The 21,106-nt window shown below is 63.9% G+C and carries 11 protein-coding genes; 9 read left to right on the plus strand and 2 right to left on the minus strand.

The annotated features are described in order from the left end of the window. Nucleotides 1-32 precede the first annotated feature (32 nt). The 3 genes from ACZ1JV_RS03650 to ACZ1JV_RS03660 all read left to right on the plus strand — a co-directional run bounded on the left by ACZ1JV_RS03650 (nucleotide 33) and on the right by ACZ1JV_RS03660 (nucleotide 4,922). A complete protein-coding gene (locus tag ACZ1JV_RS03650; protein ID WP_465149627.1) occupies nucleotides 33-2,417 on the plus strand; it encodes a TonB-dependent receptor in 2,385 nt (794 codons plus the stop codon). A 150-nt stretch (nucleotides 2,418-2,567) separates the two neighbouring features. Next, the gene (locus tag ACZ1JV_RS03655; protein ID WP_465149628.1) at nucleotides 2,568-3,998 is read left to right on the plus strand and encodes an NAD-dependent epimerase/dehydratase family protein; all 1,431 of its coding nucleotides are present in this window, start codon (nucleotides 2,568-2,570) and stop codon (nucleotides 3,996-3,998) included. A 36-nt stretch (nucleotides 3,999-4,034) separates the two neighbouring features. Then, nucleotides 4,035-4,922, plus strand: coding sequence for a LysR substrate-binding domain-containing protein (locus tag ACZ1JV_RS03660; protein WP_465149629.1), 888 nt, complete (start codon nucleotides 4,035-4,037; stop codon nucleotides 4,920-4,922). Nucleotides 4,923-5,063: 141 nt separating this feature from the next. Here ACZ1JV_RS03660 and ACZ1JV_RS03665 read toward each other — a convergent pair whose 3' ends face one another. Both ACZ1JV_RS03665 and ACZ1JV_RS03670 read right to left on the minus strand, forming a co-directional pair. Further along, entirely contained in the window at nucleotides 5,064-7,817 is a 2,754-nt protein-coding gene (locus ACZ1JV_RS03665; protein ID WP_465149630.1) for a DUF5695 domain-containing protein, read from the minus strand. Nucleotides 7,818-7,838: 21 nt separating this feature from the next. Beyond that, the gene (locus ACZ1JV_RS03670; protein ID WP_465149631.1) at nucleotides 7,839-10,232 is read right to left on the minus strand and encodes a S9 family peptidase; all 2,394 of its coding nucleotides are present in this window, start codon (nucleotides 10,230-10,232) and stop codon (nucleotides 7,839-7,841) included. A gap of 137 nt (nucleotides 10,233-10,369) precedes the next feature. Between ACZ1JV_RS03670 and ACZ1JV_RS03675 the strand changes: the two genes are divergently transcribed. The 6 genes from ACZ1JV_RS03675 to ACZ1JV_RS03700 all read left to right on the plus strand — a co-directional run bounded on the left by ACZ1JV_RS03675 (nucleotide 10,370) and on the right by ACZ1JV_RS03700 (nucleotide 21,101). Continuing rightward, nucleotides 10,370-11,101 carry a FadR/GntR family transcriptional regulator gene (locus ACZ1JV_RS03675; protein WP_465140082.1) on the plus strand — a complete coding sequence of 244 codons (732 nt, stop codon included), beginning with the start codon at nucleotides 10,370-10,372 and terminating at the stop codon, nucleotides 11,099-11,101. A gap of 257 nt (nucleotides 11,102-11,358) precedes the next feature. Then, nucleotides 11,359-13,725, plus strand: a complete 2,367-nt coding sequence (locus ACZ1JV_RS03680) for a beta-L-arabinofuranosidase domain-containing protein (protein ID WP_465149632.1) — start codon at nucleotides 11,359-11,361, stop codon at nucleotides 13,723-13,725. An 11-nt stretch (nucleotides 13,726-13,736) separates the two neighbouring features. Further along, nucleotides 13,737-14,765 carry an Ldh family oxidoreductase gene (locus ACZ1JV_RS03685; RefSeq protein WP_465149633.1) on the plus strand — a complete coding sequence of 343 codons (1,029 nt, stop codon included), beginning with the start codon at nucleotides 13,737-13,739 and terminating at the stop codon, nucleotides 14,763-14,765. Next, the gene (locus tag ACZ1JV_RS03690; RefSeq protein ID WP_465149768.1) at nucleotides 14,761-16,566 is read left to right on the plus strand and encodes a DUF885 domain-containing protein; all 1,806 of its coding nucleotides are present in this window, start codon (nucleotides 14,761-14,763) and stop codon (nucleotides 16,564-16,566) included. The genes ACZ1JV_RS03685 and ACZ1JV_RS03690 overlap by 5 nt, the downstream gene beginning before the upstream one ends. Continuing rightward, entirely contained in the window at nucleotides 16,556-18,130 is a 1,575-nt protein-coding gene (locus ACZ1JV_RS03695; RefSeq protein ID WP_465149634.1) for a family 43 glycosylhydrolase, read from the plus strand. Before ACZ1JV_RS03690 ends, ACZ1JV_RS03695 begins: the two co-directional genes overlap by 11 nt. 232 nt (nucleotides 18,131-18,362) lie before the next feature. Next, entirely contained in the window at nucleotides 18,363-21,101 is a 2,739-nt protein-coding gene (locus tag ACZ1JV_RS03700; protein ID WP_465149635.1) for a TonB-dependent receptor, read from the plus strand. Nucleotides 21,102-21,106 lie beyond the last annotated feature (5 nt).

Raw genomic sequence — 21,106 nt, forward strand, 5'->3', positions numbered from 1 at the left:
GGCGCGCCGGAACATTTCCTGGGGAGGAAGATATGAAGAACCGGACTTTTGCGAGCAGCCGGAAGCTGCTGCTGTGCTGTGCTGTCAGCACGATCGCCTTGCCGCAGGCGTCATGGGCGGCGGAGGCCGATCCGCAAGCGCCAGAGCAGGCGCAGGCTCAGGCGACCGCCTCGGTGAACGAGATCATCGTCACCGCCACACGTCAGGAACAGACGCTGCAGGACACGCCGATGGCAGTCGACGTGGTCACCGCCGATGCCATCACCAAGCTGAACGTGTTCGACGCCAAGGAAATCCAGAACCTGTCGCCCGGCCTGCAACTGACCAATAACGACGGCCGCTCCAACGTCGCCACGCTGCGCGGCGTCACGTTCGATCCGGATTCGGGTAGCAGCCCCGCCGTCGAAATCTTCCTGAACGAAGTGCCCACTGACGCGCAGACCGTGTTCACCGCGATCTACGACATCGGCCAGATCGAAGTGCTGCGCGGGCCGCAGGGGCTGTTCCGTGGCCGCACGTCCCCGGCGGGTTCGATCCTGCTGGGCACGCAGAAGGCCAACGTCTACGATTTCACCGGCTATGCCCAGGGCACCGCGACCGACCGCCATGCGATCAACGCGCAAGTCGCGGCGAACCTGCCGATCATCCCCGGCGTGCTGGCCATGCGCGCGGCGCTGCTCTACGACCAGAACCGCGTCGGCAATGTCACCAATGTCGATGGCCGCCATTCCAGCAGCAAGACGATGAGCGGCCGCGTCAGCTTCGTGCTCGATACCGGGCCGCTGACCGCCAATCTGATGTACCAGCACCTGACCGCCGATACGACGCCGTTCGGTGCGGTGTTCGGAGACGGCAACCAGCCCTCTCTGGCGCTGGGCGATCCTTCGTCGACCGGGCCGGTGCTTTCGCTGAAGGATCGCAAATCGGTGACGGAAGGCAACTTCCGCTTCCAAAACCGCACCGATTTCGTGACCTTCAATGCTGCCTACGACCTTGATGGGCCGCGCCTTGTGTACAACGGCGGCTATCAGGACAGCTTCCTCCAGCAGGACCGCGATCAGGACGTGGGCAACGCGGTGCCGAACTATATCCGCAAGCAGAGCCTGAATGTCGGATACAAGATCTGGAACAACGAGCTGCGCGTGGAATCCGCGCCGGGCAGCCGCTTCACCTGGGCCTTGTCGGGCAATTACCGCTGGCAGAAGAACTCGGTGCCTTTGACGCAGGATAACGATCAGCTGTTCGCGCTGATGGGCGTGGGGCCGATCCCGCCGTCGACGGCGTACTTCCCGATCGTGGTCGATGCCGATATTTCGGTGAACCTGAAGGAATACGGACTTGCCGGCACGCTGGGCTACGAGATCGTTGATGGGTTGAAGATCACGGGCGGCTTGCGCCACACCTGGTCGGACGTGGATCGCATCCAGTCGACCGTCGTTACTCTACCGGACTACGGCTTGACCCTGCCGGCGACGGTCGATGATTCCACCCAGAACAAGAAGGCCTTCACCGGCGGTGCCAATATCAGCTGGCAGGCAACGCCGGACATCACCGCCTATGCCAGCTATGGCCACTCGTTCCGCCCCGGCGTCTTCGCGGTTGGCGTGACCACGCCGCTCGATCCCTCGCTGTTGCTGACCAAGGATGAAACATCGGACGGCGGCGAAGTAGGGGTGAAGTTCAACTTGTTCGATGGCAAGGTCGCACTGAACTTCGCGGGCTTCTACCAGAAGTTCAACAACTACATCTCGTACTTCCCGGCATTCCACACCGCTTCTGCCAGAGATGGCGTGATCGATTCCGTAATCTCGCCGCTGCCCTTTACCGGCGATGCGATCTCGCAGGGTGCGGAAATGCAGCTTTCGGTGCGGCCGAACCAGAACATCGATTTCTCGATCAATGCCTCTTACGCCGATGCGCATTACGACAACGCCGAAATCCCCTGCAACACTTACGACGCGAGCGGCAATCCGACCGTGCCGGTGGGCCAGCAGATCTCGACCTGCCAGAGCAAGGACCGCCTGGCGCAGATCCCGAAGTTCAACCTCACCGCCAATGGCGAAGTGCGCATGCCGGTGGGTTCGGTCACGCCGTTCATCCGTGGGCTGGTCACCTATCGGCCCGGTTTCAACTCGCTTCGCGACAACTACACTTATCGCGATTACGTGAAGATGGATCTGTTCGTGGGCGTGCGCGGGGAGGACGGACGCTGGGAAGTCAATCTCTTCGCCAAGAACCTGCTGAACCAGACCCGCGCGCTTGCAGTGGGTGACAGCGAGTTCCAGCAGCCGACCAGCGAACTGGACTTCACCTTCAACCCCACCGGAGCCTCCGGCATTCCGTTCAACTCCGGCTATCGCACGGCAACCATCACCCCGCCGCGCGAATTCGGCATCACCAGCATCTTCCGCTGGTAGAGGACTGCCCTTGAGAATGCCCTGCAGGGTATTTTCGAGACGAATGTGTCGCGAAATTCTCTTTCAACGCATATCCAAACAGGCTCTAACACCTTTCCATGGGCCGCCGCGACATTCGCGGCGGCCCTGACATATCGAGAGGATCGCCGCATGGCGCTGCAGGACAAGAAGACCATCCTCCTTACCGGCGCGACCGGCAACATGGGCAGTGCCACGCTGGTCGAACTGCTGGCCCGCAGCGACCGCCTGCGTGTGCGCGCACTCGTGCGGCCCGAGGAAAAGACACACCCGGTCGTCAGGCAGCATCAGCGCAATCCCGCGCTGGAGTTCGTGTGGGGCGACCTCACCCGGTACGAGGACGTGCTGGATGCGGTGACGGGTGTCGATCAGGTGCTGCATATCGGCGGATTGGTCTCGCCCATGGCCGATCACGTTCCCGAACTGACCATGAAGGTCAACGTCGGCGGTGCGCGCAACATCGTGGCCGCCATCAAGGCCCAGCCCGATCCCGACCGGATCGCGCTGGTCTACATCGGCACGGTGGCGCAGACGGGGCATCGCAATCCCCCGGTACACTGGGGGCGCACGGGCGATCCGATCAAGATCAGCCGTTACGATCACTATGCCGTCAGCAAGACCATGGCCGAGGCGATCGTCGCGCAATCGGGTCTGAAGCGGTGGGTGTCCCTGCGGCAGACGGGCATCGCCCATCCGAACATGTGGAAGATCTTCGATCCCATCATCTTCCACAATCCGTTCAACGGCGTGCTGGAATGGGTGACGGTCGGGGATTCCGGCCGCCTTGCTGCGAATACCTGTGAGGACGCCGTGCCGGAGGCGTTCTGGCGCGGGTTCTACAATATTGGCGGCGGTGCGGCGATGCGCGTGGCCAATCATGAGTTCGCGCGGATCACGGCCGGGGCACTCGGCGCGCGCGATGCCTTCGCCAGTTATCGGCCGCATTGGTTCGCGACGCGGAATTTCCACGGCCAATGGTACGCGGACTCGGATCGTCTGGAAGCACTGGTGCCGTTCCGGCGCGAGACGTTGGACGATTTCGCTAAAGGCCTCTCGAATGCGATTCCCGGCTTCGTGAAGTTCGTTGCCCGTCATGCGCCGGCCCTTGGCCGCAGGCGGCTGGAAAAGCTGGCGCGCGCGCCGGGCGGCACGCTCCACTGGCTGGAGCACGATGACCGCCCGCATATCGACGCCTATTTCGGATCGCGGCAGGCGTGGGAAGGGCTTCCACGCGATTGGGCCAGTGTCACCCTGCGGCGACCATCGACGGAAGTCTCGCTGCTCGATCACGGCTACGATGCAGAGGCCGATCCCGCGAGTTGGACGGCGGTCGTCTATTCCGAAGCCGCGCAGTATCGCGGCGGCAAGCATCTCGGCGGGGACTGCTCCGCCGACGAGACGACCCAATGGCGCTGCGCCTTGGACCACGACTTCGGAATGACGCCCCGGCTCTACCTGAAGGGCGGGCACTGGTGCCCCACCTGCATGACCGATCAGGACAGTTACGATGGCAATGCAGCCGTAAATCCGTTTTTCGCGCAAGTCTGGCCCGACAGGGATTGAGAAACCGGGGCCTTAGAACCTAAGTATGGCCGGACCATGTATCGTCCGCCCTCGCTCAACACCTTGCGCGCGCTTGAAGCGGCGGCGCGTCATCGCAGCTTCACCCGCGCGGCGGAGGAACTGGGCGTGACGCACGGCGCGATCAGCCACCGCGTGCGTGAGGTGGAGCAACGGCTGGGCGCGCCGATGTTCGAACGGCGCGGCAATACGATGGAGCCGACGCTGGCCGCGCGGCAGATTCTGCCCACGGTGCGCCAGTCGCTGGAACTGATCGCCAGCGTGTTCCCCGCGCCGCCGCCGGGTGAGCGGCAGGTGCTGAAGATCGCGGTGTTGCCCTCCTTCGCGGCGCAGTGGCTGGTGGCGCGGCTGGCGGACTTTCACGAGGGGCACCCCGGCATCTTGATCGCGATGGACGCCCGGATCGATGTCAGCCGGATCGGTGCGGACGGGTTGGACGCCGGGATCCGCTATGGCGGCGGCAACTGGCCGGGCCTTGCCAGCGAACGGTTGCTGACCGACATGCTGTTTCCCGCCTGCTCGCCCGAATATCGCGGGCGCATGGCGATCGAGAATGTGGAGGACTTCGCGCGCTGCCGGCTTTTGCGCAACAGCTGGCAGACCTGGACGCCGTGGTTCCAGCGTGCCGGGATCGCCTTGCCCGAGCCGGCCGACAGCCTCCCCTACGACGATGCCGCGCTGATGCTGGAGGCGACCATCGCCGGCCACGGCATAGCGCTGGTGCGCCGCGTCATCGCGCATGACGCGTTGCAGGCGGGGCGGCTGGTGCGGTTGTCGGAAGTGGAGATCCCGTTCGAGGGGGCCTATCACTTCGTTTGGGATGCGAACACGCCCAAGCCGCGGCTGGATGCCATTGCCGCCTTTGGCGCATGGCTTTCGGCACGGCTGAGGGCGGAGTTTCCGTGATCGGCTAAATCTATCAACCTAGCCTCGTCGCCCCCGCGCAGGCGGGGGCCCCGCTTCTTCTTTGCGAGGTTGCAGGAAGAAAAGCGGGGTCCCCGCCTGCGCGGGGACGACGAGGGATTGTGGGATGAGTAGGGCTGGGGATCAGCGCGGCGTCAGCGTCACAACCGTCGGATTGCCGCCCAGCGCGATAGCATAGCCATCGCGGTCCGCCGTGCCGGTGTTGGTGGCGTACGTGCGGCCACCGGTGGTGGTGGTCTGGAACAGCAGCCGCGCGGCAGGATCGGTGGCGCTGGCGGGATCGAGCGTCAGCACGACCTTGCCGGTCTTGCTGTTGTAATCGGCGCTCTGGATGCGGCCGGCCTCCAGCGTGATCCACAGACCGGCGGGGGCCACGAACAGGCGGCGGCGGGCGCCGTCCTTCGGGGCGAGGCTTACGGTGCTGCCCTTGGTGGTCAGATCGCCGCCGAAGCCGATCCAGCCGAACTGCGGGTCATTGACCATGTAGCTCGCCGCCGTGATCGCATGGCCGTAGAAGCCCATGCCGTAGTCGCCGGTGATGGCATCCCACTTCATCATGTCCGGCCAGGAGTGGAACGCGGCCGAGCCGAAGCCCTTCTGGTCGATGTTGGTGATCCCGCCCATCATGCCGCCGTAAGCGACGCGCAGCAGGTGCAGGTCGGTGGGGTTCTGGCGATAGGCGTCGAACAGCGGCACCGCGTTGAGCGCCGATCCGTAGTGGTGGATCTGCCGCTCGATGCGCGAGACTTTGCCACCATAGAGGAAGTCCCAATAACGGCGCGCATTGCCGTTATAGCCCCAGCTGGGGATCGTGGGATCGTAGCCCAGGATAACCTCGCGGGTCTCGTCCGCCTGCGGCTGGAAGCCGAAGTAGCGCATCCAGGCATAGACTTCGGGCTGGCCGGTGGAATCCCACGCCATCTCGCTGCCGAACGGATACTTCATCGAACGCCAGTGATCGGCGCGCTGCTTCATCAGGCCTTCCATTTCGGTGGCCTCGGCGATCATGCCCTCGCGCTTCAGGTCCTTCAGGATATCGACGAAGACATCGCCTTCCATCTGGCCGAACTCGGCATAGTAGGGCGCATCGCGCATCATCGCGACGGTCGTACGGTAGGCCCAGTCGAGGTAGAACTTCCAGTCGTGCTGCTTGACCAGCCCGGCATTGTCGCGGGCCAGGCGGTAGAGCACCCAGTGGCCGATGGCGACGTGCGGATAGTTGTAGGACCGGCCGAGATCGCCGGCATCCTTCTTCGACCACGCGGTCCAGTTCTTCCAGTTGATCTTGGGGTCGTAGTAGTTCGGGAACTCGACCGGATCGTAATAGAAGATGCTCTTCTTGACGGCACCGGCCTGCGGGCCTTCCTTGACCTGCAGCGTGCCGAGCACGGTCTCGTTGACGAGGCGCTCCAGCTTGGCGACTTCTTCCGGGTTCGGATTGTCGAGCTGCTTCATCATCGCCGCCACCCACGAACCGGCGCCGCCTTCGTCGCTCATGCCCGAAACCCAGACGCGGCCGTCCTGCGTGAGGATCTTGTTGTCCTCCCGGTCATAGGAAAGGATCGCGGGCGAACGGTGGAAGGGATCACCCTTGCCTTCGAACCACTGGTCGGTGGTGGTGAAGTGGCCAATGTCCGCCATCACCTGTTCAAGCGGCTTGGTGATGTAATAGCTGACGGTCTGCTTCTGCCCGTCCGCATAGGTTACCGTCAGGCGCGCCTGACCCCAGCCGCTGGCCTTGATCTGGTAGCGGGCCCAGCCGCTTCCCGACTTTTCCGAGGTCGCGGTGAGCGATCCTTCGGGGAAGGATTCGATCTTGGCGACCTTGCTCGGCGTCTTCAGGAACAGGCTGGCGGTCTGGTCAGTGGGCACGACATAGCCGGGAATGCCGACCGCCACCGGGCGCTTCTGGGCGACGAGCGTATCCTCGATCGCGCGGATGCTGGGCGCGGTCACGAAGCGCAGGCCGATCGTACGGCTTTCGCCGGGGGCCAGCGTGATGCTGGTCGGCTCGTTCCACTGCTGGCCGGCCTTCGCCCATTCCTTCTCGGCAAAACCCTTGCTGGCGACGGTCCAGTCGTAGAAGCCTTCGGAGACCTGGCTGCGCGGGCTCTTGTCGGTGAAAATGTCGCTCTTGGGCGCCCAACCTTGCTGGAGGATCGGACGATAGGCTTCCAGCGGCGTGCCCTTCTCGGGCAGCACCAGCAGCGCCGGGCCTTCGCCGTTCAGGCGCGTGACCTGAAGGTAGCCGGCATCGCGGCCGATATAGGGATCGACGAAGCTTGCCTGCGCGTGCGCGGAATCAAGATCGCGGTCGAGGATGATGTTGTCGAACACCATCGGCATGCCGAGGCCGCCGATCTCGACGGGGGCGTTGCTGGTGTTGACCAGCGTGAAGCGCAGGACGAGCACGCCGTCCTCGTTCACCCAGCGGCGCTCGACACGAAGCGGAATTCCGGCTCCCATCGATGCGGTGATGTCCGCGGCGGCGAGCACACCCTTGCCGCCCGTCAGCGCGGCGATCTGCTTGCGGGCGTGGGCGGAGGAGAAGTCCTGCCAGTCCGAACCCGCCGTCTTCAGGCGGATATGGATATCGCCGATGTGGACGTAGCCGTCGGCCGCGCGCTCGGCCTCACGGCCCGCAGGCACGAAGTCGAACGCAGCGCTGCCCTTGGGCGAAAGGTGGGCGAGCGTCTGGGTATCGGCCCGCAGCGCCAGATCGAAGGCCGGCGTCTGCATCTCGGTCTTCTGGATCGGCGGATAGACCGGCTTCGGTTTCTCCGCTTCCTGTGCCTGCGCCGCCGCCATCGGCAGCATGGCCGGCACCGGCGCCAAGACCAGCGCGATCAGGGGGAGGGGCTTCAGAAGACGCTTCATGTCAGGACCTCGTGGGGGATTTCAGTGGGCCAGCGCGACTGCCGGTGCGGCAGGCTTCACGGGGCCAAGCGGCGGCGGTGTCTCGCCGAGCAGGTAAAGGGTGAAATAGTCGCGCAGCTTCTTCCAGAAGAAGGGCTGGTAGACGTTGTGCGTGGCATTGGGCACGACCACCATGTCGACATCGCGCCCGGCATCGATCAGCGCTTTGGCAAGGCGGAAGCTTTCGGTGATCGGCACGTTGTCGTCGATATCGCCGTGGACGAGCAGCAGGTGGCCCTTGAGCTGGTTCGCCACCGCCATGTTCGAATTGCGCTCCCACGTTGCCGCGTCCGCCTCGCCCATCGAGACTTCGGGCCACCAGGTCTTGTCGAGCCGAAGGTCGTGGTTGCCCGATGCGGAGACGCCCACCTTGAAGAAGTCGGGACGGCGCAGCACGAAGCGTGCGGTGTCGTAGCCGCCCGCCGATCCGCCGAACACGCCCACGCGGTTCACGTCCATGTAGGGATACTTGGCGGCCATCTGGCGGATCAGCGCGATGTGATCGTCCAGCCCGACTTCGCCCAGGTTCTGGTAGGCGGGCAGACGGAAGGCCTGACCGCGCCGCGAAGTGCCGGTGCCGTCGATCATGACGACCACCGCGCCGATCTGCGCGACGCTATTGCCCGGCACGCGCAGCGCCATGCCCCAGGTGGAAGGCACGTCGGTGGTGGTTGGGCCGGTGTAGACATTGTCGATCACCGGATAGCTGCGCTTCGGATCGAAGTGCGCCGGACGGAAAATCATGCCGTAGATCGGCGTCTTGCCGTCTGCCGCCACGCCCTTGAACGGCTCTGGCGGAGTGTAGCCGGCAGCGAGAAGGCGGCTGTCATCGGCCTTGGCCAGTTCCATGACGATCTTGCCGGTCGCGCCGTCGCGCAGCACGGCGCGGGTCGGCGTGGTCGGGCTCGACATCTGATCGACGATCCACTTGCCGTCGGGCGAGACTTGCGCGTCGTGGTCGAGCGGTTCGGGGGTCAGTTCGGTCAGGTCGCCGCCGTTCAGCGAAACCCGGTACAGCGCGCGCCAGTAGGGATTGCGCGCCTCTTCGCGCCCCACGCCGGTGACGATCAGCGAGGACTTGTCCTCGGCCACATTGTCCACCGAGAGAACTTCCCAGTCGCCGGTGGTCAGCGCCTTGCCGCCATCCGGGTTGTCCGGGGTGACGAGGTAAAGCTGCGCCCAGCCGCTGCGCTCCGAAATCGACAGTTCGCCGCCCAGTTCCGGCGCGGGGAAGATCATCGAGGAGGTGACGGTGATCACCGGCTTCACCGCCTCATGCGCGACGATCTTCGTGGCGCCGGTTGCCGGATCGGCCACGTAGACGGCTTGCTGGCGATAGCCGCGCTCGGTCCACTGCATGCGCGGCTTGCCGTTCACCCAGTTCATGTCGGGCGGGGAGGGGTAGAGGATCGATTCGGCCGGCATTTGCACCGGCACGACCTTCGCCTTGCCGCTCTTCAGCGCCGCCTGCACGTCGACCACCAAGCGCGTCGCCTGCGGCAGCTTTTCCGCGCCCGCGAGCGGATAGATGTAAGAGAAGCTGCGCGGATAGAAGCTGCCCGGCGGGTTCTGCTGGGTGATCGAAAGCTTCTTCACCTCGCGCGTGTCGAGCCGCCATGTCAGCAGATAGCGCCCATCGGGCGACCATGCGCCGGTGACGGGCATCGCCGGTTCCTCGGTGCCTTCGCGCAGGATCTGCGAGAGTTCGGGGATCGAGCGGCCGTAGGGCTGTTCGCGCGTTCCATCGGTGGTCAGCGCCACTTCGCGGCCCGAGGCCACGTCCACTGCATAGAGGTTGTAATTGCGCGCAACGATCTTCGTTTTGCCGTCTGGCGAGGGCAGGTCGAGCTGCGGCGCCTCGGGCGCGACTTTCTGAGCCTTGCCATCGGCGCCGATCCGCCAATGGGCATCCAGTGCGGCAAAAGTCAGCGTGGCCTTGTCCGGATCGTAGTCGACATCGGCCAGGTGCGCGTCGTCCAGCGTTACGGCTTTGCCGCTCGCCTGCGAGAGTGCGGTGAGCAGACTGGCCGTGCTTGCCACCTCGTGCACGTCCTGCGTCGCAAGGTTGAGGATCAGGTAGCGCTGGTCGGTGCGGGTGCCGGTGCGGTAGAACAGGCTGGCAGTCTTTTCGCCCCCCACGAAACTGGGCGCGACATTGGCATTATCGATCCGATCGGCAATGCCGTTGCCCAGGAACGTATCGGCCGCAATATAGCGATCGGCGATGCTGGGCGGCGGCGTCTGGGCCGTTGCCGCGTGCGTCTGGCGCGCCAGCGCAGTGCCCGGCTGCAAGGCCATGGCAAGCGCCAGCAGGCTGACTGCGGCAGGTTTTTTAAAGACGCGAACGAAAGGACGAGAAATCAAGGGGGTGCTCATGGCATGTACCCATCGCTTGGCTTCGGAAGATGCATGGGTTCTTGACGCCCATCACGGAAAGGGTCAAGAAAAATTATACGATATATGATCGGAGCATTTCAAATCTTGCCTCGATCCATTGGCTGGGGATGACATAGATGACCGCACCACTGCCGGCCGAAACCGGGCTTCCGCTTTCCAGCGGCCGCCTTCATCACGCGGTTGCGCGCCAATTGGCGACCGCGATCGTCAGCGGCGAAGTGCCCGCCGGGCATGTATTTCCGGCCGAAGTCGAACATGCCGATCGGCTGGGCGTCTCCCGATCCGTGCTGCGTGAGGCTTTCCGTATCCTGACCGCCAAGGGCATGGTCAGCAGCCGCCCGAAGGCGGGCACCCGCGTGAACGAACGCAAGAGCTGGAACCTGCTCGATCCCGATGTGCTGGCCTGGCAGATCCAGTGCGGCGCCAGCGATGAATTCCTGCGCGACCTGTTCGAATTGCGCCTGGTGGTCGAGCCGCAGGCGGCGGAAATGGCGGCGCAGCGCCGCGATGATCGGCAATTGACCGATATGGCCAATGCGCTGGAAACGATGGAGCGTTGCACGCTCACCACCGACAAGGGCCGCGCGGCCGACATCCGCTTTCACGAACTGGTGCTGGAAGCGACGCGCAACGAACTGATGCAGGCGCTTTCCACCTCGATCTCCACGGCGATCGCCTCCACCACCGCGATCAAGCAGCGGTTGGGGGATTCCCCGCGCGATCCGATGCCAGAGCATCACGCGCTCTACCGCTGCATTGCGGAGGGCAATGCCAAACAGGCGCGCAAGGCAATGATCGCGCTGATTGATCTGGCCCATGCGGATACCCGCGTTGCGCTTCGGCGCTGAGGGAGGCTGTTTGAAAAATGCCCGGAAGGGCATTTTTGAGGCGGCACCGGCCCACTCCCCCACCCGACCACCCAACGATTGTACCCTAGTGGGTGGTCGGGTGGGGGAGTGGGCCGGTGCCGCCAAAATCCGCCTGCGGCGGATTTTTCAAACGGACTCGGGCGCGTCACGGTCCGGCGGCACCTGCAACAGGGTTGACTCGCGGCCCTCGAACCTTATCAATAACCGTATACGATATTCGATAGGAGTTTCTGGTGATGAAGGCCAATCGGCGCGAATGGATGGCTGGCGTGGCGGCGCTGGCTATCAGCTCTGTCCCTCTCAAGGGCTTCGCGGCTGTCATCGCACCCAAGCTTCCGATCAAGGCGAAGCCGCTGCCGCTCAATGATGTGCGGCTCATGGCTTCGGACTATGCGACCGCGGTGGACGTCAATGTCGACTACCTGATGTCGCTCAGCCCCGATCGCTTCCTGCACAATTTCCGCAAGTATGCGGGGCTTGAGCCCAAGGCGCCGATCTATGGCGGCTGGGAATCGGATACCATCGCCGGCCACACGCTGGGCCACTACATGACCGCGCTGGTGCTGGCCTGGCAGCAGACCGGCAACCCCGAATGCCGCCGCCGCGCGGACTATATCGTTGACGAACTGGCGCTCTGCCAGGCGCAGCGCAGCGATGGCTACATCGGCGCGCTCGGCCGCAAGACCAAGGACGGCAAGGTCGTCGACGGGCAGGAAATCTTCCCCGAAGTCATGCGCGGAGAGATCAAGTCGGGCGGGTTCGACCTCAACGGATCGTGGTCGCCGCTTTACACCGTGCACAAGTACTTCGCGGGTCTGCTCGATATCCATGCCGCCTGGGGCAATGCCAAGGCGCTGGAAGTGGTCATCGGCCTGGGCGGATACTTCGAGAAGGTCTTCGCCGCGCTTGACGACAAGCAGATGCAGGAACTGCTGGGCTGCGAATATGGCGGCCTGAACGAAAGCTATGCCGAACTCTATGCCCAGACCGGCGATCTGCGTTGGCTGAAGGTGGCGGAACGCATCTACGACAAGAAGGTGCTCGATCCGCTGGTGGCGCAGGAGGACAAGCTCGCCAACTTCCACGCCAATACGCAGGTGCCCAAGCTGATCGGTCTGGCGCGCATTCACGAGCTGACCGGCAAGGACGAGCCGGGCCGCGCCGCCCGCTTCTTCTGGGAACGCGTGACCCAGCATCACAGCTATGTGATCGGCGGCAATGCCGACCGCGAATACTTCTTCGAGCCGGACAATATCGCGCTGCACCTCACGGAATCGACCTGTGAGCACTGCAACACCTACAACATGCTGAAGCTGACCCGTCAGCTCTATTCGTGGCAGCCGGACGGCGCGCTGTTCGACTATTACGAGCGCGCGCACCTGAACCACGTGATGTCGGCCCACAATCCGCACACCGGCGGCTTCACGTACATGACGCCGATGATGAGCGGCGCGCCGCGCGGCTATTCGCAGCCGGGCGAGGAAGCTTTCTGGTGCTGCGTCGGCTCGGGCATGGAAAGCCATTCGAAGCACGGCGATTCCATCTACTGGCAGGGTGACGACACCCTGTTCGTCAACCTCTTCATCCCGTCGAAGGCGGAGTGGAAGGCCAAGGGCGTGGCGCTGACGCTGGCCACCGAATATCCGTTCAAGCCCGAAGTCGGCGTGACGCTGGATGCGGTGAAGAACGGCAAGTTCACCATCGCGCTGCGCATTCCGGGCTGGGCCAATGGCCGCGCGCTGGTGTCCGTCAACGGCGCCCCGGTTCCGGCAAACGCTGTCAACGGCTATGCCGTGATCGACCGCCGCTGGAAGAAGGGCGACACGATTGCGCTCACCCTGCCGCTCGATCTGCGGTTCGAGGCGGCCGCCGGTTCGCAGGACGTGGTGGCCGTGCTGCGCGGTCCGCTGGTCATGGCGGCGGATCTCGGCCCGGCCGAAATGGAGTTCACCGGCGTCGAGCCGGCGATGGTGGGCGACAATCCGCTCGGCGCCTTCGCGCCGATCGTGTCGGACCGTCCGCGCTTCCAGACCACCGGCGTGATGCGCCCGGCGGACCTGACGTTCGTGCCGTTCTACAGCCAGTACGATCGCCGCAGCGCCGTCTATTTCAAGCGCTTCACCGAAGCCGGCTGGAAGACCGAGGAAGCCTCGTTCCTGGCCGAGCAGGCACGCCAGAAGGACATCGCCGCGCGCTCGATCGACGTCATGCACCTGGGCGAAATGCAGCCCGAGCGCGACCACAACCTGACCTCGGAAATCTCCTACCCGGTCTCGTACCGTGGCCGGAACGGGCGCGATGCCCGCTCGGGCGGCTACATCGAGTTCACGATGAAGGTGAAACCCGGTCCTTTGCTGCTGCAGGCGACCTACTGGGGCAGCGAGCGTTCGCGCGTGTTCGACATCTTTGTCGACGGCACCAAGGTCGTCACCCAGAAGCTCGACAACGATACGCCGGGCAAGTTCATGGATGTCGACTATCCGCTGCCGGAAGCGCTGACCAAGGGCAAGAGCCAGGTCAAGGTGCGCATCGTGCCGCATGATCGCAGCTCGGCCGGTCCGATCTTCGGCATGCGCCTGTTCACGGCCAAGCCCGCCAAGTGAGTTCAACGAACATGACTGCCCATAACGAAGTCGCGCTCACGCTCGGCGAAGCCGATGCTCTTGCCCGCAAGGTCCTTCTGGCCTGCGGGCTGGCGCCCGATCATGCCGCCGCCGTGGCTCAAACGATGGTTTCGGGCGAGCGGGACGGCTGCACCTCGCACGGGCTTTACCGCCTGCTCGTCGCCGCAAATTCGGTGGCGCGCGGGGTGGTGGAGCCCGATGCCGTGCCCGAAGTGAGCGAGCCGGCCAAGGCGCTGGTCAAAGTGGACGGCAAGGGCGGCTTCGCCCAGCTTCCCTTCGAACGCGGGATGCCGCTGCTGGTGGAGAAGGCCAAGGCTTACGGCATTGCCGCCATGGCGCTGAACAACGTGGTCCACTTCGCCGCGCTCTGGCCCGAGGTCGAGGCGTTGGCGGAGCAGGGCCTTGTCGCACTCGCCTTCACGCCCAGCCACGCCTGGGTCGCGCCGGAGGGCGGCACCAAGCCGGTCTTCGGCACCAACCCGATCGCTTTCGGCTGGCCGCGTCCGGACCGCGCGCCTTTCGTGTTCGACTTCGCCACCAGCGCGGTCGCGCGCGGAGAGATCGAACTGCACCGCCGCGCGGGCAAGGCGATCCCGCCGGACTGGGGCTATGACGCCGATGGCCGTCCCTCCACCGATGCCAAGGCCGTGCTCGACGGTGCGATGCGCACGTTCGGCGCACACAAGGGATCGGCGCTGGCGGCGATGGTCGAATTGCTGGCCGGGCCGCTGATCGGCGACATGACCAGCGCGGAATCGCTGGCGGCCGACGAAGGCCGCGGCGGCTCGCCGATCGGCGGCGAACTGATCGTCGTGATCGACCCGGCGGGCTTCCTGGGCGACAGCGTGGACGAATACCTGAAGCGTGCCGAGACGATGTTCGAAACCATCGAAGGGCAGGGTGCCCGCCTTCCCGGCGCGCGCCGCCTGCTCGCCCGCGCGCGTTCGCAAGTGGAAGGCGTGCGCATCCCCGCGCAGCTCCACGCCGACATTCTCGAAATTCTCGAAAGGGGAAATTGACGTGAAGAATACGCTTGGCCGCGCGCTGCTGCTGGCCGGCGCGGCGCTTGCCGCGGGCATCGCTCACGCTGCGATTGCCGCCCCCGCCGCCCAGACCGCGCCGAAGACTTCTGGAGCCCAGACCCCCGACGAGGCTTTCGAAGCAATCTACACCGCCGAATACGCCTGGCGCCTGCAGCAGAGCGGCCCCAGCGAGGATGGCCCCAAGGCTGAGCGTCTCGCGCTTCCCGATGTGGGCGCCAAGGCGCAGGCCAACCGCCTTGCTGCGTGGGAAAAGGTTGAAAAGCAGCTTGCCACGATCGACGTCGCCAAGCTTTCGCCTGAAAACCGCATCAACTTTGCGGTCTACAAGGGCCAGATCGACGCCTTCGTCGCCGCCCAGCGCTATCGCGATTACGAAAAGCCGTTCAACGCCGACACCAGCTTCTGGGGCGAACTGGCCGATTGGGCCCGCTCGCCGCTGCGCGACCAGCAGAGCGCCGAAGACTTCGTGGAAATGCTGCGCGAAATCCCGCGCTACTACGACCAGCAGATCGACAACATGCGCGCGGGCCTGAAGCGCGGGTTCTCCGCCCCGCAAGTTACGCTGACCGGCCGCGACAAGGGCATCGAACTCGTCGTCGACGCCAAGACGCCCGAGGACTCGCCGTTCTACGAGCCGTTCAGGAAGCTGCCCTCGACGATCCCGGCAGCCGATCAGGAAAAGCTGCGTGCGGCGGCCCGCGCCGCGATCACCGGCAGCGTCGTGCCCGCGCACGCCAAGCTGCTGACGTTCATGCGCAGCGAGTACGAAAAGCAGGCCCGCAAGTCGCTGGCCGCCTATGCGCTGCCCGACGGCAAGGCCTATTACCAGTCGAAGATTGCCGAGTTCGTCACGCTCGACAAGTCGCCGGAGGAGATCCACCAGATCGGCCTCAGCGAAATGGCGCGCATTCGCTCGCAGATGAACGAAGTGATGCAGCAGGTTCAGTTCAAGGGCGACCTCAAGGCGTTCCTGCACTTCCTTCGCACCGATCCGCAGTTCTATCCCAAGACGCCGAACGAACTGCTCTATCGCGCCGCATGGATCGCCAAGACCTTCGACGGCAAGGCCTCACAGTTCTTCGGCCACCTGCCGCGCAGCCGCTTCGCGATCAAGCCGGTGCCCGATGACGTGGCGCCGTTCTACACCGGCGGCCGTGGCGGCCCGGGCATCTACCTCGTCAACACGTATGACCTGCCCAGCCGCCCGTTCTACTCGCAGATCGCGCTGACGCTGCACGAATCCGCGCCGGGCCATGCCATGCAGATGCCGCTGGCGATGGAGAACAAGGACCTGCCGGCCTTCCGCCGCGACACGTATCTCTCCGCATACGGCGAGGGCTGGGCGCTCTATTGCGAGGCGCTGGGCGAGGACATGGGCATGTATGAGACGCCCTATGACCGCTTTGGCATGCTCAGCTATCAGGCCTGGCGCGCCTCGCGCCTCGTCGTCGATACCGGCATTCACGCCAAGGGCTGGACCCGCGAACAGGCGCAGCAGTACTTGCGTGACAACACCGCGCTTTCCGATCACGAGATCGAGACCGAGGTCGATCGCTACATCTCCTGGCCGGGTCAGGCGCTGTCGTACTACATGGGCCAGCTCGCCTTCATGGACGCGCGCAAGAAGGCGGAAACCGCGCTGGGGCCGAAGTTCAACATTCGCGCTTTCCACGATGCCGTGCTGGAACTGGGCGGCGTGCCGCTGCCGGTGATCGACCAGCGCGTCGATCAACTCATCAAGGACGGCGGCAAGGGGCCTTACCCCGATGAGGAATAGTCTCGCAGTGGTTCTGGCGGCGTGCGCGTTTGCGCCCGCCGCCTCGGCGCCCGTTTTCGCGCAACAGGCACCTGTCGCCCGTGAACTGACCGTTCCGGGCAACCCGATCCTCGCCGACGGGGACTATTACTCCACCGATCCCGCCCCCTTCGTGGCGGACGGCCAGCTCTGGATCCTTGCCGGGCGCGATGAGGCGGCGAGCGACGTCAACGACTTCATCATGCCCGAATGGCAATTGCTGAAGACGGCCGATCCCGCCTCGCACAAATGGACGCACTATCCGGCGATCCTGAAGCCCGAAAACGTCTTCACCTGGGCCGAAGAAGCCCGCGCCTACGCCGGGCAGATCATTCAGGGCCCCGACAAGCGCTACTACCTCTACGCCCCGGTGCTGGAGAAGAACAGCGACGCCAAGGACCGCTTCGCCATCGGCGTGGCCGTGGCGGACAGCCCGCTCGGCCCCTGGCGCGATGCGCATCCGTCCGGCCCGATCATCTCGCAGAAGGTGCCGGTCGCCAACGATATCCAGAACATCGATCCGACGATGATGATCGACGACGATGGCCGGGTCTACATCTACTGGGGCACGTTCGGCCAGCTTCGCGGCATGGAGCTGGAGCGCGACATGATCACGCCCAAGGGGCCGGAGCTGGATATGAAGGGGCTGACCGGCTTCTTCGAAGCGCCGTGGATCATGAAGCGCAAGGGCACCTATTACATGCTCTACGCCGGCAACAAGGCCGGCCCGACTTCGGACTGCACGCCCGCCGTCTACCACGCCTGCATCGCCTACGGCACCGCGCCCTCGCCGATGGGGCCGTGGACCTATCGCGGCGTGGTGCTGAAGCCGGTGTCCTCCACCACCTCGCACTCCGGCGCGGTGGAGTTCAAGGGGCAGTGGTATCTGGCCTACCACACGGCGGACGCGAAAGGCGGGGGCCATTTCCGCCGCAGCGTGGCGCTGGACAAGATGGAGTGGGACGACAGCGTCTCGCCCGCGCGCATCCTGCCGGTCGTGCCGACACTGCGCCCGCAGCCGCCACTCGCGCCCACGCGCAATATCGCGCGCGCCGCATGGGCCACTGCCTCGAACGATCCGGTGCCGGTGCAGTTCTGGATCAAGTCGCTCAACGATGGCGTGGTGAAGGAGGCTCCCCTCCCGCCCGACATGTGGGGTAGCTGGTCACCGAACAATCCGCCAAGCCAGTGGATCGAGTATCGCTGGGACCAGCCGGTAACGGTGAACGGATCGCGCATCCGCTTCTGGAACGACCAGCCCGCCGGTTCGGGCGTGGGCGTCGCTCCGCCGGCGAAATGGCACCTTGAGTACTGGCAGAAAGGCTGGAAACCGGTCCCCGGCGCCAGCGCCTACGGCACTGCGACCGACGCCTTCCAAAGTGTGTCCTTCCGCCCCATCACCACCCGCTGCCTGCGCGCGGTGATGGACGCATCCACCGATGGCAAGACCCATGCGGCACTAGCTGTCCAGGAATGGGAGGCGCTGGCGCCGAAGCCGATGTCCGTCGTCGTACGGAAGGACGCTGGCGCGCCGGATTGCCGCTAAACATCGTAATTCCGCCGGATTCAGCCGGGTTCTTCGCGGGGCGCAAGTCGATGGACTTGCGCCCCGCTTCGCATTCGCATTCCGGAAATTTCACATACCGTCATTACTCAGACAAAAAATCACAATCACTGTCACAATCGTCTTGACTCGATTCAGATATCGTAGGACGTATACGATATAAACATGACAGCCGGAAAGCCCGGCGGCAGGGATCGAAACAGGGGGTTTTGCTATGACATCGCTAAAGATTTTGAAGCTTTCCACTGCGCTCACCACGGTGATCGCGATCGGCGCTGCCGCTCCGGCCTGGGCGCAGGACCAATCCGGTTCCACCACTGAATTGTCGGACCAGACCGAAGCCGCCAGGACCGACATCGTCGTTACCGGCGTGCGCGGCGCGGTCGTCGCGGCGACCGAAACGAAGAAGAAGTCGAAGCAGATCGTGGACTCGGTCGTGGCCGAGGATGTCGGCAAGCTGCCGGACAACAACGTGGTCGATGCATTGGCGCGCGTGACCGGCGTGCAGATCGACCGTGCGCGCGGCCAAGGCCAGAGCCTCACCATCCGCGGCCTTGCCGAAGTGCAGACGACCGTGAACGGCAACAACACCAACCTGGGTGATGGCCGCTCGCTCAATCTGTCCGATATTCCGGCCGAACTTCTGAAGCAGGTGGATGTCTACAAGACCCGTACCGCCGATCAGGTGGAAGGCGGCATCGCCGGCACCGTGAACGTCGAATTGCGCCGTCCGTTCGATCTCAAGAAGGACTGGACGATCGCGGGCAGCCTTCGCGGCTCCTATGACGATATTTCAAAGAAGGTCAGCCCTTATGGCAGCCTTCTGGTGGCGAACCGTTTCGATACCGGCATCGGCGAGATCGGTTTCCTGGTCAACGCCTCGTGGACCAAGACCAATTACCGCGAGAACTATATTGAGAGCGAATCGCCCTTCGAACGTACGCTTGATGATGGTTCGACGGTCGTAATCCCTTACCGCGCTTACTACGGCATCGAACAGGGCAACGTGAAGCGTCCTTCGATCAACGCAGTTCTGCAGTGGCGCGCCAACGACAAGCTCGATTTCGTACTCGAAGGCAGCTACCTTGGCTCGCGCGAAAAGCGTTCGGTAGAGCGTCTTTACGTTCAGGACATGAACGTCACCGGCACGCTGAGCGACGTCGTTCTCATGCCCGATGGTCGCACTGTGAAGTCGGCGACGATCACTAATGCCGCTGGCCTTCCTGCAGGGATCGATACCCAGTACAACAACTTCCACTCGAACCTCTATACCACGAACCTTGAGGCCCACTACAATTCTGGCATCATGCACCTCAATGCCAGCGCGCAGTACAACTGGTCGAATGAGGGCAACTACTTCGTCGAAACGATCATTCGTCCGGGCACGCTGACTTCGGCGAACGTCGACTTCGCATCGGACGTCTACAGCAAGGGCGCACCGTCGATCTCGTTCAACGGCGTCGACATGTCCGACATCTCCAAGTACGTGGTCGACCGCTTCCAGGACAACCGTGGCGGTTCGAAAAACAAGGAATTCGCGGCCCAGGCCGACCTGACGCTGGACATTATGCCCGACGGTCTGCTGCGCAACCTTCAGGTCGGTGGCCGGTTCAACCGCCGCGTGACCAGCCGCTATTACGGGTATCGCGATGGCTTCCCCCGTGTGAACGGCACTTATGCGCCGTTCAGCACGTTCCCGGGCTACGATTCGGCGTCGCTGGTCGGCCCGGACATCGGCGGATCGACGGCGGAATGGTATCGCATTCCCGGTTCGGTCGTAATGTCCAACGTCGCGGCCATCCGCGAGTATATCCAGCAGTACGATCCGGCTGATGCAGAGCGTTTCTCGAGTATCTACCCGCCCAGCGACAACGGCCAGACATTCCGTTCCACCGAGCACAACTTCGCTGCCTATGCGCAATTGAACTATGCGTTCGACGTCGGCACGATCAAGGTGGATGGCCTCGCGGGCGTTCGTTACACCAACACCTGGGGTACGTCGTACAGCTACAACTACCGTCCGGGTGACGCCACCAACGGCTATCAGGATATCGTTCAAGAATCGCCGGGCTTCGGGAACTACTACGATATCCTGCCCAGCTTCACGTCGATCATTCACTTCAACCCGAAGACGCAGCTCCGCCTGTCCTACACGACCAACGTTTCGCGTCCCGGTTTCTATGACATGCGACCGTTCTATTATGCGGAAACGCGTGGCACTTCGCCCGTCATCTATGCAGGCAACCCCGATCTGAAGGCTCAGCGCGAGCACTCGTTCGACGCGAGCGCGGAATACTACTTCGGTCGCGGCGGCCAGATCTCGTTGGCAGGATATTACAAGAAGGCGACGGGCTTCCTGTACTACAGCCGAGAACAGGCGTCGGCAGAGGAACTGGCCAACTATGGTGTCGATCTGTCCCAATATGGACAGAACGCGGTGGGCTACGTCGAGCAGCTGCGCAATGCCGGTGATGGCACGTTCATCGGCATGGAAGGCACTATTCAGTCGTTCTTCGACTTCCTTCCGGGCGTGTTGAAGAATTTCGGCGTCAGCTTGAATGCCAGCCACATCTTCAAGGCGCGCATCGAGTACCCGTATCCCGAGGATTTCCCGGGCGCGTTCGACTCCCCGGACACGTCGAAGTGGACGGCTAATGCGACGCTGTTCTACGATACGCCGCAGTTCAGCGCGCGCGTCGCGTACAATTGGCGTTCGTCGTATCGCATCGGCATCTGGCAAGAAAATCCGGAATACTCGCCCTATCAGGACGATACCGGCAAGCTCGACGCGGCAATCAACTATACGCCGGTGGATTTCATGACGCTCTCGCTCGAAGCGTCGAACATCCTCGGCAACGATATCTATCGGTATCACGGCAGCCAGGAACTTCTGCCGCTCGGCGTGCGCACTCTGGCCCGCACGGTTCAGGGCAGCGTCCGCTTCCGCTTCTGATCGCA

Source organism: Novosphingobium sp. BL-S-19 (genome assembly GCF_055521675.1).

Bases quoted from the DNA above. Each gene is read 5' to 3' on its own strand.
- ACZ1JV_RS03655 (WP_465149628.1), top strand. From the start codon at position 2,568: ATGGCGCTGCAGGACAAGAAGACCATCCTCCTTACCGGCGCGACCGGC.
- ACZ1JV_RS03670 (WP_465149631.1), bottom strand. From the start codon at position 10,232: ATGAGCACCCCCTTGATTTCTCGTCCTTTCGTTCGCGTCTTTAAAAAA.
- ACZ1JV_RS03665 (WP_465149630.1), bottom strand. From the start codon at position 7,817: ATGAAGCGTCTTCTGAAGCCCCTCCCCCTGATCGCGCTGGTCTTGGCG.
- ACZ1JV_RS03675 (WP_465140082.1), top strand. From the start codon at position 10,370: ATGACCGCACCACTGCCGGCCGAAACCGGGCTTCCGCTTTCCAGCGGC.
- ACZ1JV_RS03685 (WP_465149633.1), top strand. From the start codon at position 13,737: ATGACTGCCCATAACGAAGTCGCGCTCACGCTCGGCGAAGCCGATGCT.
- ACZ1JV_RS03695 (WP_465149634.1), top strand. From the start codon at position 16,556: ATGAGGAATAGTCTCGCAGTGGTTCTGGCGGCGTGCGCGTTTGCGCCC.
- ACZ1JV_RS03660 (WP_465149629.1), top strand. From the start codon at position 4,035: ATGTATCGTCCGCCCTCGCTCAACACCTTGCGCGCGCTTGAAGCGGCG.
- ACZ1JV_RS03650 (WP_465149627.1), top strand. From the start codon at position 33: ATGAAGAACCGGACTTTTGCGAGCAGCCGGAAGCTGCTGCTGTGCTGT.
- ACZ1JV_RS03700 (WP_465149635.1), top strand. From the start codon at position 18,363: ATGACATCGCTAAAGATTTTGAAGCTTTCCACTGCGCTCACCACGGTG.
- ACZ1JV_RS03680 (WP_465149632.1), top strand. From the start codon at position 11,359: ATGAAGGCCAATCGGCGCGAATGGATGGCTGGCGTGGCGGCGCTGGCT.